This window comes from Corynebacterium sp. CTNIH16 (assembly GCF_032821655.1).
GTDB classification, from domain to species: Bacteria; Actinomycetota; Actinomycetes; order Mycobacteriales; family Mycobacteriaceae; genus Corynebacterium; species Corynebacterium marquesiae.
Map to the genome: position 1 here is coordinate 1 of NZ_JAVBIG010000008.1, position 15,196 is coordinate 15,196.

Sequence of the window (15,196 nt, forward strand, 5' to 3'; positions counted from 1 at the left end):
CCACACCGAGGATTTCCCGTCGGGGGCTAGATATATGCTTCCGGAGCATATACTTTCCGGAAACCTACAGGTCAATCCGTGAAAATCCGCGATTCCGGACACACTTTTTGACCCTTAACCCTCAATTTTTAAGCGCTGCGGTGGAAGTACTGCTTATACACAAGTGCATTAAGCCCGAATACGGCCGAGTAAGAGAACCAAGCGGGGATCCTTGAGGCCATCGGACGGCAGTGTTGAGGAGAATCCTGGATTAGTTTGTCGTGGATTTTTCGTGTCTCCACCAGGCCGGCGACTTTGGTGGTCTGCGCAATGTTGTCTGACGATACTGCCCTGCCAGGTTCATGAGTTGCTAACGCAGGTTTAAAGAATGCCTTGTACATCTCGGCTTCCGGCCTATTTTTCCAGTTGAAGCCGGAAGCCCATGTACCTTGGTACGCCCTGCTGCCTTGCATGAGGCAGCGGTTTCGTGCGGCTAAACACCGGCGCGAGTGGCTGTGCCATGTCCACAACTCTAGACCGGCTTCTAGATGTGTAGAGCGCCCCGAGCGCGTTAAATGTTCCTAGTAAACCGCAGACTGGCGCGGGTGTCTCCAAAGCTTGCTCGAAGGGTCCGGAAGGTGCTGTAAGCGTGTCTGAGGCCAAGCTCTAACTCTAGATACTCCCTCGAGCTTCTAAGCCTGCTTAACCGCCGTAACGCCGTCCCACGTGAACGTCTACGCCGCCGAAGAGGCTATAGCAATTGACGTTGATCTCTGGTGCGTCCACTGGCAGGTCATTCGGATGAATGGCGCCGTTTTCTACCTTGAGGTCATGCCCGCCAAAAAGGCCTACACCGCTGACGTGGACGCGGAAGCCTTCGGGGATATAGACATCCACGCCACCAAAGACGCCCACCGCCTCGATGGTGGTGGTACGACTGTGCAGGGCAACGCCCGTGAGATCAATGTCTACGCCGCCGAAAAAGCCTAGGGCCGTCAGGGAACGAGATACTGCCCCACCGCTGACAGTGGACCCGCCGAAAATCCCTACAGCAAGGGAGCGCGTCTCCTGCACGCTCGGCTGCACCTGGCGGATGGCCTGCTCCACCTTGGCGATGGCTTTGGATTCTTGCTGGCCCGCATAGGCCTTTGCGATTTTTCGTTCTTGCCCAAAAAGGAGAACTTCTGGGTCCTCTACAAGGTCAGCCAGCGGCTCGATAAGCTCAGCGCGAGTCGTTGCATTTACGCAGGCGGCCGAACGCTTTTCAAAATCATCGAGGTCAATCTGCCCTGCCGAAAGCGCATCCCCTAAGATGTCTGCAGCTTTCGTGCGTTCTCGGTGGTTACAGCGGATATCCAGCGGTTTCATATCTTTAATATATCCGCTTTCTCCGGCAGGCGCGCGAGTTATTCCTTGTCTTGGGGGCCCTTAGAGGAGTCGACCTCCGGCAGAAAATCTTCTACACGCTCGCCTACCCCGGTCAACTCCGCGATGGCCGCAACAGCACGCTGGGCTCCCTTGCCGTCGCCGTAGGGGTTAACGGCGTTGGCCATGGCTTGGAAAGCGGCGTCGTCGGAAAGCAAAAGCTTAGCCTCGGCCACGATGAGCTCACGGTTGGTACCCACCAGCTTGACGGTGCCGGCGACAACGGCCTCGGGGCGCTCGGTGTTTTGGCGCATAACCAGAACCGGTTTGCCCAGCGCGGGAGCTTCTTCCTGGACTCCGCCGGAATCGGTCAAGATGATGGTCGCGCGGTTTTGCAGCTGGGTGAACTGGTCATAAGGCAGCGGATCCGTGATGATGATATTTGGCAGGTGCTCTACCTCCGGCAGGACCGCCTGGCGCACCTTGGGGTTGAGGTGCAGCGGCAGTGCGAAGTTAATCTCTGGATAGGCTTCTGCCAGGTCCTTAACTGCCCCACCAATTTCCTGCATCGCCTCAAGGTTCTCGCGGCGGTGGGTCGTAACCACCACGAGGCGCTTATCGGAGTCTGCGGCTTCCTGCAGGGCAGGGTCTGCGAACTTCGTGTCCCACGATGCTGCTTCCAGCAGAGCGTCGATGACGGTATTACCGGTGACCACAATGTCCTTGGAGCGCACATTCTCGCGACGCAGGTTTTCCATCGATCCAGCAGTAGGAGCCAAGTGCAGCTCGGCTACCTGGCCGATGAGCTTACGGTTAGCCTCTTCTGGGAACGGCGAGTGGATATCGCCGGTACGCAGGCCCGCCTCCAGGTGCACAATCTTTACGCCGCGATGGAAGCCGGCGAGCGCTGCGGCCATGGCGGTAGAGGTATCACCCTGAGAGATAATGACATCCGGCTGTTCTTCTTCAATGATGGAATCCAGACCCGCAATCGCGCGGGACACAATCTCATTGAGCCCCTGGCCCGGCTTCATCAGGCCCAGATCGTGCTTCGGGGTGATGCCAAACATGAAATTGACCTGCTCCAGCATTTCCTTGTGCTGACCGGTGGAAACCGGAATGGAATCAAAGCGCTCATCATTATCCAGCGCCTTGATCACAGGGGCAACCTTGATAGCCTCCGGGCGGGTGCCGTAGATGGTCATTACCTTGGGCTTAGTCATTACTCATTTCCTTTTGGTTGATGGGGATACTTCTTTATTGAACCATGTGCGGGAGACTTGTACCCCCACTCAAGTTTTAGGGCTGCTTAGGTTTTAGAACCTGCTAGCCGCTGACGCTCACGCCGCCGTCTGGGGCGGTGGTCACCTTGGCCGCCATGGCGCGGGCTAAATCGAGGCGTTGCCACGAGCCTCCCTCTGCCTGCCAATCCAATGGATTGCCGGCTGGGCGCGCGGTCTGGCGGAGGACCTCGGCACGCTGATCCCAGGTTAGTTCTGGGTGGGACGCTGCTAGCAGCACTGGAGCGGCCTGCGGGACGACCATCGGGGCGTCGGTGCGGTAGCGCGGGGCAAAGTCATAGTCCATGAATGTGGAGTACTGTTCCACCGCATCGGCGGTGGACCGATAGTCGGTCCCCTCTTCCCTATCCTGGGCCACCAATTCTTCTACCGTCTTGCCGGTGCGCCACTTAATTTCTTGGCGCACTTCCATCGAGGCTTCCCATAGGGCATGGCGCATGCGCTTATCGTTGAGGCGATCGGCCGCAGCAGCCTGGCCAGTCATGCGGCCGCCGATGACATCCAGTGGGTAATGCACACCGAGGACCACCCGGTGGTTGCCGGCCTCAGCGCCGCGCAGCATGAGCTGTGGGCCTACCTCCGGCAGCATGAAGGACATCAGCGTGGTAATCCAGGTCGCCTGATTGGTATGACCCGAGGGGAACGCCGGCGAAGTGGGATAAAGATCCTTGGAACCATCGTCGTAGCGCTTAATCGCCTGCGGCGCGCGCTGGTACGGGCGCGGATAGTTAAAGTAGTACTTCTCTGACATGGTGGAATTGGCTAGCCCACCCGCACGGGCGGCGTAGCCATTCCCTAGAAGGTATTCGGTTTTGGGCAGGCGGTGCTCAGCCAGAGAAGCACGGAATGCCTCGCCCAAGTTCTTGCCCATCGAGTCAGAAACGGCGTTGAGCACGCTGGTGGAGCTGGCCTTGGCATCGGCCTGCGCGCGGCGGATCAAAGGGGGGTCACCGGCTGCGGCGTTATTGATGGCCACGGCCTTATCCATATTTTCCTGGCGGATTTCCGGCTGGGTCTTAATATGGTCAAAGAGCTGGATTACCTGCCAGTAGTTGCCAAATTGATAAGACGAGACATCGGATTCAAAGCCCGCGATATAGTCCGTGCTAAACGGCTCTGGAACCGGGGCACCGGGGTGCTGGACTGGGGCTGCGCCGGTGGACTGCTGGGTGACAGGCTCACGCAGCTGGGGCACGGCTACGGGAAGGGCTGTGGCCGACGGTGCGAGGGCTATAGTCAGCCCAGTAGCCGCGCACAGGGCGAGCCCACGGACTGCGGGGCGAAGATTATTCCGATAGTTCAACGTAGAAACCTTTTGCTAGCATCAAATTCCCACGAATAATATCTAGCTAAAGTTAAGGGGAAGTGAACGCGACGCTAAACTCGCATGCACAATCGTGGATTGACGGGTAGACCTTTGCGGTCACCACTCAGCGTTCTTCAGGCCAATTGGGGCCTTGGTGCGCCGCGGCGGTATCCGGTTGGTGGCCGGAAGATTCCGCAGAAATGCTCGCGGTAAAAAGCGCGGCCAGCGCCACTGCTGAAGCCGCCGCCGAATCCCTGCGCTTGTTATTTTCCACACATTTAAACTAGCGCGTATTGCGCGCCATGAAAAGTGTTAGTCCAATGCGGGGCTAGCGCCACCCCTCACTCGTGGTTGGCGGCGCGCGCCAAAGCTTCGCGGTAGGCTGGTGGGGAACTTTTACTCGCACAGGAATAAGGGGACACGCTAAGCAATGATCCAATTCGTCTTCGGCGCCGCAGCAGGATACGTTTTTGGCACTAAGGCTGGCCGCAAGCGCTACCACCAGATCAAGGGCGCCTACGAAAAGGCCGTCAACTCCCCCGTGACCAAGTCCGCCGTCACCTCGGCACGCAAGGCGGTAGCCAATCGCCTGGACCCAGAACCGCGCATGCGCGAGGTTCGCGATTTGTCTTCCAAGCACAAGGGCAAGGGCCGACTGCGCGGATCGCAGGTGAATAATGCGGACCGCATTTATGAGCCCGATGAGGACTAGGTCGATTGCAGACTAGCCTTTAGGCCTCTTCCCCTCCCCTCGGCACGCACCTTGTTTGGGGTCGCGCCGAGGGGAGATTTTTTATGCCTGGGGAGGCGTGCCGCGAAAGGCGCGGTCATTGAGCTCACGGCGGGCTTGCTCTAAAGCGACGAGGTCAGCGAAAAGCGAGTTATAGCTAGCCTCATCATCGGAGGGGCGCATGCGGCCGAGTCGCGCCTTGAGCTGGGCGATTTGATCCCCCACCACGGTTTCTTGCAGGCGGGAAAGAACGGAGTCGGCGTATTTTTCGGGGCCGACGTCGGTTGGCAAAATTGCTTCTACGGCAAGCTCGGAAACGAAGTTGCGGCCGGTGAGATCCTGCATTTCACCGGCCACCGCGGCGATCCATTCCACGGCCGGCATGGTAGCACCCTGAGCTGCGCCGCCCACGGTAGAAATGGCTTGGCGGACGAGGCGGTAGGCGTCGTTGGTATAGGCGTCGGCAGTAATGCCGTCGAAGTAGGAGCCTGCTACCTGCGGCATCTGCAAGGCCAGCTTGAGGGCCTCGCGCTGGGGCCACAGGTGGGTCTCCTTCGGGCTCGGCGGATGGATCATCGGCACGTCTTGTTGTGCCGGCTGCTGTTTCGCATTTTCGAAGCGGCGAATGGTGGGTTTTTCGGCCTTCTTTGGCTTGCGCGCCTCCGCGCGCACCTGTCGGAGAACCTCTTCCGGATCAGGCCAGCCCACCCAGCCAGCTAAGCGGCGGGCGTATTCACGCTGCAAAGGTTGATCGCGGATCTGCGCTACCACGGGTACCGCGCGGCGCAGGGCCTGCAGGCGCCCCTCAGCACTGTCGATGCTGTATTCCGCAATAACGGATTGAATGACGAACTCAAACATTGGAATGCGGTCCGCGATGAGCTCGCGCACGGCGGCATCGCCTTTTTGCAAACGCAGATCACAGGGATCCATGCCATCGGGGGCCACGGCAACGAAGGATTGACCGGTGAACTTTTGCTCGCCGTCAAAGGCGCGCATGGCGGCCTTCTGCCCTGCCTCATCGCCGTCGAAGGTATAGATGAGCTCGCCATTGAAGTAGGAATCATCCAGCATGAGCCGGCGCAGTACCTGGAGGTGCTCGCCGCCAAAAGCGGTACCACAAGAAGCAACGGCGGTCTTGACTCCTGCGGCATACATAGCCATGACATCCGTGTAGCCTTCTACCACCACGGCCTGGTGTTGTTCGGCGATATTGCGCTTGGCCAAATCGAGGCCAAAGAGCACCTTGGACTTACGGTAGAGCATGGTCTCAGTGGTGTTCATGTACTTGCCGAGCTTGTCGTCATCGAAAAGCTTGCGTGCACCAAAGCCAATGACGTTGCCGGAAAGGTCCTTAATCGGCCACAACAAGCGACGATGGAAGCGGTCGATGGGACCACGCTTGCCCATCTTGGAAATGCCAGCTGCTTCCAGCTCTTCAAAGGAAAAGCCTAGGCGCAGCAGGTGTTTGGTAGCGGTATCCCATCCCTCCGGCGCATAGCCACACTCGAAGTCATAGATGACTTCGCGGGAAAAGCCGCGGTCCAGCAAGAAATCGCGGGCGGTGGCTGCTTGCGGGGTTTCCAATTGCTGACGGTAGAACTCGTGCGCGGCCTTATTGGCAGCAATAAGGCGCTGCCGCGTGCCGGGCTTCTCATTGCGCGCGCCCGTGGAGCCACCCTGATAATTGATGTGGTAGCCAATCTTCTGCGCTACTGCTTCAACCGCTTCCGGGAAGGAGACCTGCTCCATTTCCATCAAGAAGCTGAAGACATCACCACCCTTGCCGGTGGAAAAGCAGTGATAGTAGCCGCGCTGCGGGCGCACGTGAAAAGACGGGGTCTTTTCATCCTTGAAGGGGCTGAGCCCCTTGAGCGAATCATGACCGGCGGGCTTGAGCTGCACGTACTCGCCGACGATTTCTTCTAAAGGCGCGCGTTCACGGATAGCTTGGATGTCGCTGTCCGGAATTCTGCCTTTTGCCATGCGTACAGACTACCCCGCGCGCGGTGGGAACGCTCAACTGCCTAGGGCAGGAAGGTGCCCTTCGCCAGGGTTCACAGTTTGGGCGCAAATCACCCTCTGTTGGGGTACTTTCCACATGCTGTAACCTACCCCCGTGACGGGGCAATTTTTGGCCTCGCAATTGACTCGGGGCGATTTATACTTTTAGCGCCGCACCTGCAACAATAAAGGTATGCCCAAGTCCAAAGCGTCCAAGAAATCGCTCCCCGTTGCCCTCGGTGGCCTTGCGCTTGTCGTCGTAGCAAGCTACTTCGGTTTCGACCTCGGCGGCGATGGTGATTCCGCTGCCTCCTCCACTTCTGAGTCGACACAAGCGGCCGCGACTGGCGACGCCGATACTTGCGAGATGTCTTCCCTCCCCGCCGAGGCCAAGGACACCGCAGACGATATCCTGGCCGGTGGACCCTACGACTACCCAGATAATGACAACGCCCGTTTTGGCAATTACGAGGGCCGGCTGCCCCAGCAGGACAAGAATTACTACCGCGAATACACGGTAGAAACACCCGGCAGCAAGAACCGTGGCGCCCGCCGCATTATCACCGGTGGTGGCAGCGAGACCGACCCAGACGTGTGGTACTACACCGATGACCACTATGAAAGCTTCTGTTCTATCCCAGACGCGGAGGAGTAATAATGCAACGCATCCTCATTACTGAACACATCCGCACCCGCGCGGACTTCTTCAACGCACTCGGTCGCACCCGCGGCTGCGAAGACTGCGGACCGCGCAACCTCGATGACCTCGCGGACTTCCTACGCGAGCAGCGCACCAGCGTCATCGTTGCCTCCAATATGGATTTGGATGGCGAAGGCTTAGACGCTATTGCCACCGTTTTGGCGGACCAGGGCGTGAAGTTGGTGCGCTAGCCGCTCTTATCACTGCGGAATTAGCAAGCGGATTGATTTAAGGCCGGACCAAGGAACTTTCATCCTCAATCCGGCCTTTTGGTCTTATTTCCCGCGGAGTTCTACGAGCCTAAGCTTCGCAAAGATCCTGTGCTCTTTAGAGTCCGAAGGCACTCTTCAGCTTCTGGATGGTGTCCGGTGCAAAGTAGTTCAGAAGGCCCGCAATGATGCCGGTGGCGCCTACAGCGCCGATGAGTGCTCCGAAGATGGCCGGGAGGACCCGATCTGAGCTGCCTTGATTCGAGTTGGAACTGCTCGAAGAGGAATCAGAGCTGGAGCTGCTTCCCGCGCTGTGGTTGTCATTGGTGGCGGTAACCTCAATGACTCGAGAAGCAATGGCTTGGTTTCCAGCGGAGTCCGAGACCGTGTAGGTGACCGAATAAGTGCCTGGCTTGGATGTATCAACGCTGCCGATGACCTCCACCTTTTCGGTTAGGTCACCATCTTCCTTGTCGTTGGCGCTAACGCCCTTGGCAAGATCGGCCTCTGCGCCTTGGGAGATAGTGAGCTTTTCGCTAGGGACGACAAGCTCAGGTGCTGCGTTATCCGTAGTGGTTTCCTGCGCGGTAAACACACCGAACTGACGGACGATGCCGCGCTTGTTGGTGTCCTGAGAAGAGGCGTCGGCAGTCGTGGCATACCAACCATAGGTATGACCGGCCTTGAGGTCTTTATAGGTCGTGCTCGTGGGCCAGCCGGACTTGGCGGTGTCCTTACCGATCTCCTTGCCGGTATCGGTCAGCGCAACCATGGAATTGGTCTGGAAATCGGTCTTGCGGGTCTTGAACTGGATGGGTACCCGGAATTCATCCTCGTGGCCGTTATAGCGCTGGCGGTCGTCGTACTCGGTAGCATTGTGATCGTCGAGCAACGGCGAGTACGTATCCACCACCATCTCATTGTTCTTCAGATCAAACTGCAGCAGGCGCAAATAGCTGGAACCGAAGCGTAGGCCGGTATCGCCGTCGTACTTGCCCGTTTCAGTCAGACCCAGTTCATCGGAGCCGACCTCGTAGAACTGGTAGTCCGCTAATAGCTCGGTCACGTGGTTATTGGTGTGGCCTACATCCTTGCGGGTGACAATGGATACGCCGTGCTCGTGGCCGGCCAGGACCAAAGCGACGTTCGGATTCTTCTTGATCACGTTGTCATAGACCATCACGCCATCGTGGGAGAAGTCGGAGTTGCGTCCATCAGGGCTATTGGATGGCTTGAGGTAGGCGTGGGTAAGCACGATGGCATTGCGCTCTGGGTACTGCTTGAGTACCTTATCGGCCCAAGCGGCTTCCTCCTCGGTGACGTCGTAGCCCAGGTGCAGGGCGATAAAGTCCATTCCGTTGGTAGTAAAGAGGTCATAGTGGTTGTCATTATCGCCCTCGGCATAAGGGTGATAAGAAGCATCTTCCTTGACCCAATTGCCCTTGCCCTGCTGTGCTTCGTAGCGATCTGGGCCAAAATACTCGTTGTAGAGGTTGCCGGCACCAACATCTTCACCGCTGATGTTGTCGTGGTTACCTGGTAGCACGCCGTTGACCACGCCTGCGTCTTCCAAGTTCTTTTGCGCCTTGGAGGCAACCTCGAACTCCTTCTTAGCGTTGGCACGGTCCTCACCCGCTACGCGCCAGTTCTCAATGAGGTCACCGGTGTGTGCAGAGTAAGCAATCTTGCGCTCTTCTGCGTTATCTGCAATCCACTTAGTGGCAGCGGTATAGCCTTCCTCCCACTTCTTGCGTTCTTCAGCCGTGGCCTTTTCTACTGCGCCTTCGGAGAGGTACTGGGTATCGGTGTGGTGCGCGATAGCAAAGTCATAGTCATTGGCGTCTGCGAACTCCTCGTTGACGGGCTCATTGAGGTCATCTGCAAAGACGTCATAGCCCACCACCATGGTGTGGATAGTATCGCCATCGACAAAGTCGCTGTTGATCTGCGCGCTCAGGCTCACCTGGTCTTCGGATACACCGCGAGACTCAGCGAGCTTTTCCCACTTAGAGGTCTTGGTATTCCACGCCATGAGGCGAACGGCGCGCTTGGGATCTACAGCACCGGACCAGGCAAGATCGTGGGTGTCCTTTTCTGCGTCCTTGAGGGTCAGGTCAAAGCGCTGGAATGGCATGTCCTCGGTAGAAGCAGACTTTTGTGCTTCTTCGTTGGAAGGATTCAAAGACTTTTCAAAATCCTCGCCATCCTGATATTCAAAATCCAGCTCTTCCGGGATTTCATTAAAGGTCCCTTGGAAGCCCTTTTCCGCTACGCTGACATCTGCTTCAGTGAAGGTTGTCTCCACGTCCCCACCGCTCGGGTTTTCCGCGCGGGCGGAAATGGTTGCGCCGTTGCTGGTAGGAGTGGAATCGGTTCCGGCAGCACCCGGTAAGTTGCCGGAAGTGAAATCGATGGACTGCGAGATTTGGTTGCCAAAAACATCGTGGCCTTCAACCTCGATGACGTGGTTGCCTTCCTTCAGGCCGGTGCCGATCTCCTGCCCACGCTCAATCTCCTCACCGTCTAGGGTGTAGGTGAGCTCGCGGGAGATGAGAGCTTCATCATTTACCTCGACATCGAAGGTTACCGGGCTGGTCAGGTGATCACCGGCGCTCGGGGTGGAGCTGGTGATCTCTGCCTTCTTGTCGGTGCTCAGGTTTGAATCTTCATACAGTGCCGTCACGTCTTGTGCACTGAGCGGATCGGAGAAGACGCGTGCTTCACTGACCGCCACGTCCGAGTAGAACTGGGCGCTATTATTTGGACCGGAATCTGCGCCAATCATCACCGCGGTGGAATTGCTCTTCGGCTTCTTAATATCGCCGGTGGCGTCGGTGTTCTCGGCGACCTTCTCGCCGTTGATGTAAAGCTCATTCTTGTGGCCATCGAATACGCCGACCGCGTGGTACCACTGGCCCGGCTCCATTTTCTGTTGGGCTTTCTTATAACCGCCGTTGGCATTAACGGTAAAGGTCAGCTGGTCACCATAGATGACCATGGCCCAACCGCCGGCTTCTTTATTAGCGCACAGGCTCTTTTCGTTGCCGTCAAAATCGCCGTCATAGCGGAAGACGCACTCCACGGTGAAGCCGTCTTTTACTTGGTCAAACTTATCTCCGATATCGAAGCCGACAGCATCCTTGCGGCCGTCGAAATGAGCGACAGGGCGCTCAAGCACGCTGTCCTGTTCCACCGAGGGCGCACCGATGGTTAGCGGCTCGGTTTCGGAGGCGGAGTTGGTGATGGCCTCATTGTCTAGGGCCATATCGAAGATATCTGCTTTAGGCAGGGATTGAGCAGAAGCGAATGCGGGAGCCACCAGGCTCGAACCAGCCAGGCTGATGGAAGTGATCAGAGCGGCCTTATAAAAACGTCGTTGAGACACGAGAATTCCTTGATACTTAATAAATGGGAGAGAGTTCGCGTCCAGGCATAACGGAAGCGAATGGGATTTAGAGTAGGCCGCCCGATTTACGTAAAGTTGTCGGAATAGTTACGCCAAAATGAACGCGATTCAAATGTTTTGGCTAGGAATTATTTCCCTTCCTCTTTCCAAGTTAGGTCGCGTCTAAATACAGAGAAAAGGGAAAGCAGAACATTCAGGCTTAACGAGCCACGCATTGTTTAGGTCATAGAAATTTGCCCGAGCTGAAACGGTGGCTCTCCAGTACGATCCTTCAAGCGCGATAGGACACTGTGAGCCTCGCAGGCTTAGGACAATCCAAGCTTGTTCTAACTCAAAAACCCCGACAGCTCCGCACTCCGGCGGGCCAAGCGCTCCAGGCGGGACTCGGTCATGGACGCAATCTGGTCGATGATGGCGCGGTCACGGGCGGCATCAGAATCGGCCTGCTCCCACCACAGCCGGAAGGTGGCATCGAGCGAGCCGGGGGCGCCGGCTACGAGGTAGTCGTAGACGCGGTAGATGCGCTCGCGCTGGCGGTCTTGGCGTGCAAGATGGGCGGGTTCATCCATGACATAGAGAACCGCGATGGTTTTCAGCAGCTTGACTTCGGCTTCGGCTTGCTTGGGCACAACGAGGTCGCCGTGCATGCGGCCAAGGGTAGTGGAGGCGATGAGATCGGCATTGGCCTCGCTGGTAGCGCCAACGGTCGCGCCCACATAGCGGCCGACGAGCTCCGAGGTCATCTTCTTCAGGTTGGCGTAGTCGCGCAAGGAATAGTCAAAGTCGCCGATGGCGTTGATGACGCTTAAGTTGCGCAGGCTATCGGCCGCTTCTAGGAGCTCATCGGCGGTGCCGCCGAAAGCCTTGGCACCCTTTTCTGCCAGTTGGGCCAGCTCCACCAAGTCCCAGAGCACGTTCAAAGAGATGCGCCGGGAGATGATGCCATCTTCCACGTCGTGCACGGAGTAGGCGATGTCATCGGACCAGTCCATGACCTGGGCCTCGATGCACTTGCGGTTATCGGTATGGCCCTCGCGCAGCCAGTCTAAAAGGTGCGCATCCTCGTCATAGGCGCCGTACTTGCGGTTGGTGGTGCCATCCGGGTTGGTCTTGGTCCACGGGTACTTGCAGGCGCCGTCGAGGGCCGCGCGGGTGAGGTTGAGGCCAAAGCTTTGGGGTTCGCCGCGGGCATCGTCCACGATGACCTTCGGCTCCAAGCGGGTGAGGATACGCAGGGTTTGGGCGTTGCCCTCGAAGCCGTTAAGGGCAACTTCATTGAGCGCATTCTCGCCATTGTGGCCATAGGGCGGGTGGCCGATGTCATGGGTAAGACCGGCCATATCGCAAAGATCGGGATCGAGGCCGAGCCCGGAGCCAATGCTGCGGGCGATTTGGCCCACCTCCAGCGAGTGGGTCAGGCGGGTGCGTGGAGTATCGCCATCGCGCGGGCCGACGACCTGAGTTTTATCGGCCAAGCGCCGCAGGGCTGCCGAATGCAGCACACGGGCGCGGTCGCGGGCGAATACGCCGCGATGTTCTTCCACGGTATGGAAAGCTGAGCCCTTCGGCTTTTCATCGGCCAAGCGGGCGAAGTCGGGCGCGGAATAAGAATAGGACACGACCCAAGCTTATTCCGTGAACTGGCCTTTGGGGTGAGCAACGTGGCCGCCTAGTTTTTAGCAGGCTGCGGGCCTTTCACAAAGTTGCTGCCCACAGCAGCCAAGCCCACAACTACCACCAGGAAAAGTATGAGTCCAGACGGGACAGCTGGAAAGTGCAGTACAAGTTTATGCGATATATAAGAATGCATATATGTGCCCAGTAGAGCGGCTGATCCTAGCGATAAGGCCAAAGCAAAAGCCGAAGGCAAACAATTAGCCAATTTCCTGTTCCTGTGCGCTTCAGCAAGTGAGACGCCTTGTTCCCAAATGGTCTTAGTGAAGCGAATGAGTCGACCTTGTTGAGCCAACGCCAGTCCGAAGATGAGAACTGCTCCCCCAACAATCACGTAGGCGAACAACGGGATAAATTCGCTTGTACCAGTACCGTTTGGACCGTAAAGCAACGTTGAGGGTAGGTTTTCTGCCCATTGCTGAGCACCTACAACCTCCATCTCTTGACTATCGCTCAATTCGACTTGCTTCGAAAAAATTGCTACAGCATACCCTTCATCTTTCCTTTCGCCCGCTCCCCAAGTAGGCTCTGCTTCAGCATTAAAGGATTTATCCCATGGCCGCATCCACGTTTGATCAAATGGAGATCGGGGGTCCGTCTCAACTACTCCTTGGTCTTTGACCAAGGAACCTACTGCTCCGTTCCTATCTTCTACTAGTGCAAAGACAGCTCCGTCTTCCATAGTGGAAGGCTGGAGCTCTCCCGAGTCTTGGACAGCAGGAACCCAGCTAAGAACTCCTAGGCAATCTGCGGCGTGGTCCTGACAAAAGTTTTTAGCGGCGGAGGTGCCGAAAGTTTGTCCATCCTGCGGCGCCCCTACATAGACGTTCTTTACATTGTCAGCTAATTCTTCTCTTGCTGAGTAGAGGGCTGAATCAGTCACAATAAAAAGAATGATGGGAAACAAGATAAAAACACAAGAGACCCGCAATGTAGTAGCGGCGATAAAAGACCGCGCATACCGGACTCCTAAAATCGGAGGATCCCATCCCCTAATCTTGAGGGAGAGATATTCGGCGAAATATAAGACAACTGCGTAGAAAAATACAGAAGCAGCACTCACCAAGAAGGGGACGCAGTAGACGAAAATCATCGGCCACCTACTAGACGGATCCGCCTGGGGCATCGCCACAAATCCCACCAGCAATACAACACTTGCTGCTATCCCTAGTGGATATCGAAGGAGTTCTGTAGCCCGCGGATTCCTTGGTTTTGGATCTATGCGAGCTGGGCCTTGGCTCAAATCTTCCAAAACTCTCGTCTCCTGTTGGAAAGGAACGAAACTCAGGAAAGCGATCGCGCACCATGAGATCACAGCGACGAGCAGCGGTGAAGGAAGTCCTTGTGGAAGATCAATGCCAAAATCCGAATATAGAACCAGGAAGATTGGCTTCATTAGCACTGGAACCAGAACTGCGCTAACTATTGAAAAGAAAAAATAAACTATAAGTAGCTCAAGAAATAACGCTCGCCGAATTCGTTTTAATGCTAACCCAAATAAACGAAGGGCCTCATAGTGGTGGCGCCTCCCCTCCACCACATGCCTTAAGCTGTATTTGAGTGCCAGAGTAAAGGGAATGATCGATACGAGAGCCGAATACATCAGCCCCATTGCCATAGATTCGGCTACTTTGTCCGCCGCTACAGTGCAGACTAACAGGCAGACAAAGAAGATGAGCACAAACGAGGTAGCTAGTAGCGGGATACTCTCCACAAATGTGCTTTTACGGATCTTCGCTTCCACAGCGCGAAAATTCATTGGTTTACCCCGATTTCCAAAACCTGATCACAAAACTGCGCTAAACGGTCATCGTGGGAAACTACCAAGGCGATTGCGTGGTTTCTTACAATGTAATTATGCAGATATCGCAACACTGAATATGCGTTGTCCTCATCCAATGCACTCGTCGGTTCGTCTGCGAAAACGAGTTGGGGCTTTTTAGACATTGCCGTTGCTATGGCCGCACGTTGGCGTTGTCCCCCTGAAAGCTCGTGCGGTAGAGAGGCTCCGTATTCACTCATATTGAGTTGAGCTAGCAAAGAGCTATTAGCGTCCGAGTCCGCAGTTACTCCGCTTAGCCCTTGCGCGAAGGAAAGGTTTTCGTCGATTGTCAAACAGGGCACTACGCCGGAATCTTGAAACACTATTCCCATCGATTTAGCTCGAAATTGATCTCTGTTTCGAGCGGATGAGCTCCATAAATCATGTCCGAAAATATTGACGGTTCCTGATGTTGGCTTCTGGAGGCCAGAGATAACGCGAAGCAGCGTGGATTTGCCGGACCCAGAGGTGCCTCGAATCCAAGTGAGGGTCCCCGGCTCATGCACAGAGTTGATAGAGAATAGCGGACTACTTTTCCTGCCTAGTTTTACAGATAGGTTTTCCAGTTTTAACATGCTTTGCTCCTGAGGCTTCGTAGCATTTCAGCGCTGACCAACATGGCTCGGTGTTATTTCCTGATGTTGCGGAAAAGAAACCCTTCTCCCCTAAAAATGTTTCGCCAGCCTGCAGAATATCATGC

General features: G+C 56.3%; 12 protein-coding genes. 3 read left to right on the forward strand and 9 right to left on the reverse strand.

Going from position 1 to position 15,196, the window contains the following annotated elements; all coding sequences use genetic code 11:
• Positions 1–681: 681 nt before the first annotated feature.
• The 4 genes from RAE04_RS08015 to RAE04_RS08030 form a co-directional block, all read right to left on the reverse strand.
• Positions 682–1,347, reverse strand: coding sequence for a DUF1707 domain-containing protein (locus tag RAE04_RS08015; RefSeq protein ID WP_317027005.1), 666 nt, complete (start codon positions 1,345–1,347; stop codon positions 682–684).
• Positions 1,348–1,385: 38 nt separating this feature from the next.
• Complete coding sequence (gene wecB, locus RAE04_RS08020) at positions 1,386–2,567, reverse strand: non-hydrolyzing UDP-N-acetylglucosamine 2-epimerase (protein WP_317027006.1); 1,182 nt, start codon at positions 2,565–2,567, stop codon at positions 1,386–1,388.
• Between the two features lie 103 nt (positions 2,568–2,670).
• Positions 2,671–3,885: an acid phosphatase gene (locus tag RAE04_RS08025; RefSeq protein ID WP_408933221.1), complete on the reverse strand. Its 1,215-nt coding sequence runs from the start codon at positions 3,883–3,885 to the stop codon at positions 2,671–2,673.
• Between the two features lie 190 nt (positions 3,886–4,075).
• Entirely contained in the window at positions 4,076–4,225 is a 150-nt protein-coding gene (locus tag RAE04_RS08030) for a hypothetical protein (RefSeq protein ID WP_005324243.1), read from the reverse strand.
• 156 nt (positions 4,226–4,381) lie between these two features.
• Here RAE04_RS08030 and RAE04_RS08035 point away from each other — a divergent pair, with 156 nt between their 5' ends.
• Positions 4,382–4,663 (forward strand): hypothetical protein, encoded by a 282-nt coding sequence (locus RAE04_RS08035; RefSeq protein WP_317027008.1) that lies wholly within the window; start codon positions 4,382–4,384, stop codon positions 4,661–4,663.
• 81 nt (positions 4,664–4,744) lie between these two features.
• Here the strand turns inward: RAE04_RS08035 and dnaG are convergent, their stop codons facing one another.
• Complete coding sequence (gene dnaG / locus RAE04_RS08040) at positions 4,745–6,667, reverse strand: DNA primase (RefSeq protein ID WP_198491850.1); 1,923 nt, start codon at positions 6,665–6,667, stop codon at positions 4,745–4,747.
• 211 nt (positions 6,668–6,878) lie between these two features.
• On the opposite strand from dnaG, the gene RAE04_RS08045 reads away from it, so the two are divergent.
• Positions 6,879–7,340, forward strand: coding sequence for a ribonuclease domain-containing protein (locus tag RAE04_RS08045; protein WP_317027009.1), 462 nt, complete (start codon positions 6,879–6,881; stop codon positions 7,338–7,340).
• 2 nt (positions 7,341–7,342) lie between these two features.
• Complete coding sequence (locus RAE04_RS08050; RefSeq protein ID WP_317027010.1) at positions 7,343–7,576, forward strand: hypothetical protein; 234 nt, start codon at positions 7,343–7,345, stop codon at positions 7,574–7,576.
• A gap of 136 nt (positions 7,577–7,712) precedes the next feature.
• On the opposite strand, the gene RAE04_RS08055 is transcribed toward RAE04_RS08050, so the two are convergent.
• The 4 genes from RAE04_RS08055 to RAE04_RS08070 all read right to left on the reverse strand — a co-directional run bounded on the left by RAE04_RS08055 (position 7,713) and on the right by RAE04_RS08070 (position 15,071).
• Positions 7,713–10,979 carry an immunoglobulin-like domain-containing protein gene (locus tag RAE04_RS08055; protein ID WP_317027011.1) on the reverse strand — a complete coding sequence of 1,089 codons (3,267 nt, stop codon included), beginning with the start codon at positions 10,977–10,979 and terminating at the stop codon, positions 7,713–7,715.
• A gap of 347 nt (positions 10,980–11,326) precedes the next feature.
• Positions 11,327–12,619 (reverse strand): deoxyguanosinetriphosphate triphosphohydrolase, encoded by a 1,293-nt coding sequence (locus RAE04_RS08060; protein WP_317027012.1) that lies wholly within the window; start codon positions 12,617–12,619, stop codon positions 11,327–11,329.
• Positions 12,620–12,669: 50 nt separating this feature from the next.
• Complete coding sequence (locus RAE04_RS08065; protein ID WP_317027013.1) at positions 12,670–14,433, reverse strand: FtsX-like permease family protein; 1,764 nt, start codon at positions 14,431–14,433, stop codon at positions 12,670–12,672.
• A complete protein-coding gene (locus RAE04_RS08070) occupies positions 14,430–15,071 on the reverse strand; it encodes an ABC transporter ATP-binding protein (protein WP_317027014.1) in 642 nt (213 codons plus the stop codon). Before RAE04_RS08070 ends, RAE04_RS08065 begins: the two co-directional genes overlap by 4 nt.
• Between the last annotated feature and the right edge of the window lie 125 nt (positions 15,072–15,196).

What these genes read in the sequence shown, in the direction of transcription:
- RAE04_RS08045 (WP_317027009.1), top strand. Translation starts at nt 6,879, where the DNA reads ATGCCCAAGTCCAAAGCGTCCAAGAAATCGCTCCCCGTTGCCCTCGGT.
- RAE04_RS08035 (WP_317027008.1), top strand. Translation starts at nt 4,382, where the DNA reads ATGATCCAATTCGTCTTCGGCGCCGCAGCAGGATACGTTTTTGGCACT.
- RAE04_RS08070 (WP_317027014.1), bottom strand. Translation starts at nt 15,071, where the DNA reads ATGTTAAAACTGGAAAACCTATCTGTAAAACTAGGCAGGAAAAGTAGT.
- wecB (WP_317027006.1), bottom strand. Translation starts at nt 2,567, where the DNA reads ATGACTAAGCCCAAGGTAATGACCATCTACGGCACCCGCCCGGAGGCT.
- RAE04_RS08050 (WP_317027010.1), top strand. Translation starts at nt 7,343, where the DNA reads ATGCAACGCATCCTCATTACTGAACACATCCGCACCCGCGCGGACTTC.
- RAE04_RS08065 (WP_317027013.1), bottom strand. Translation starts at nt 14,433, where the DNA reads ATGAATTTTCGCGCTGTGGAAGCGAAGATCCGTAAAAGCACATTTGTG.
- RAE04_RS08015 (WP_317027005.1), bottom strand. Translation starts at nt 1,347, where the DNA reads ATGAAACCGCTGGATATCCGCTGTAACCACCGAGAACGCACGAAAGCT.
- dnaG (WP_198491850.1), bottom strand. Translation starts at nt 6,667, where the DNA reads ATGGCAAAAGGCAGAATTCCGGACAGCGACATCCAAGCTATCCGTGAA.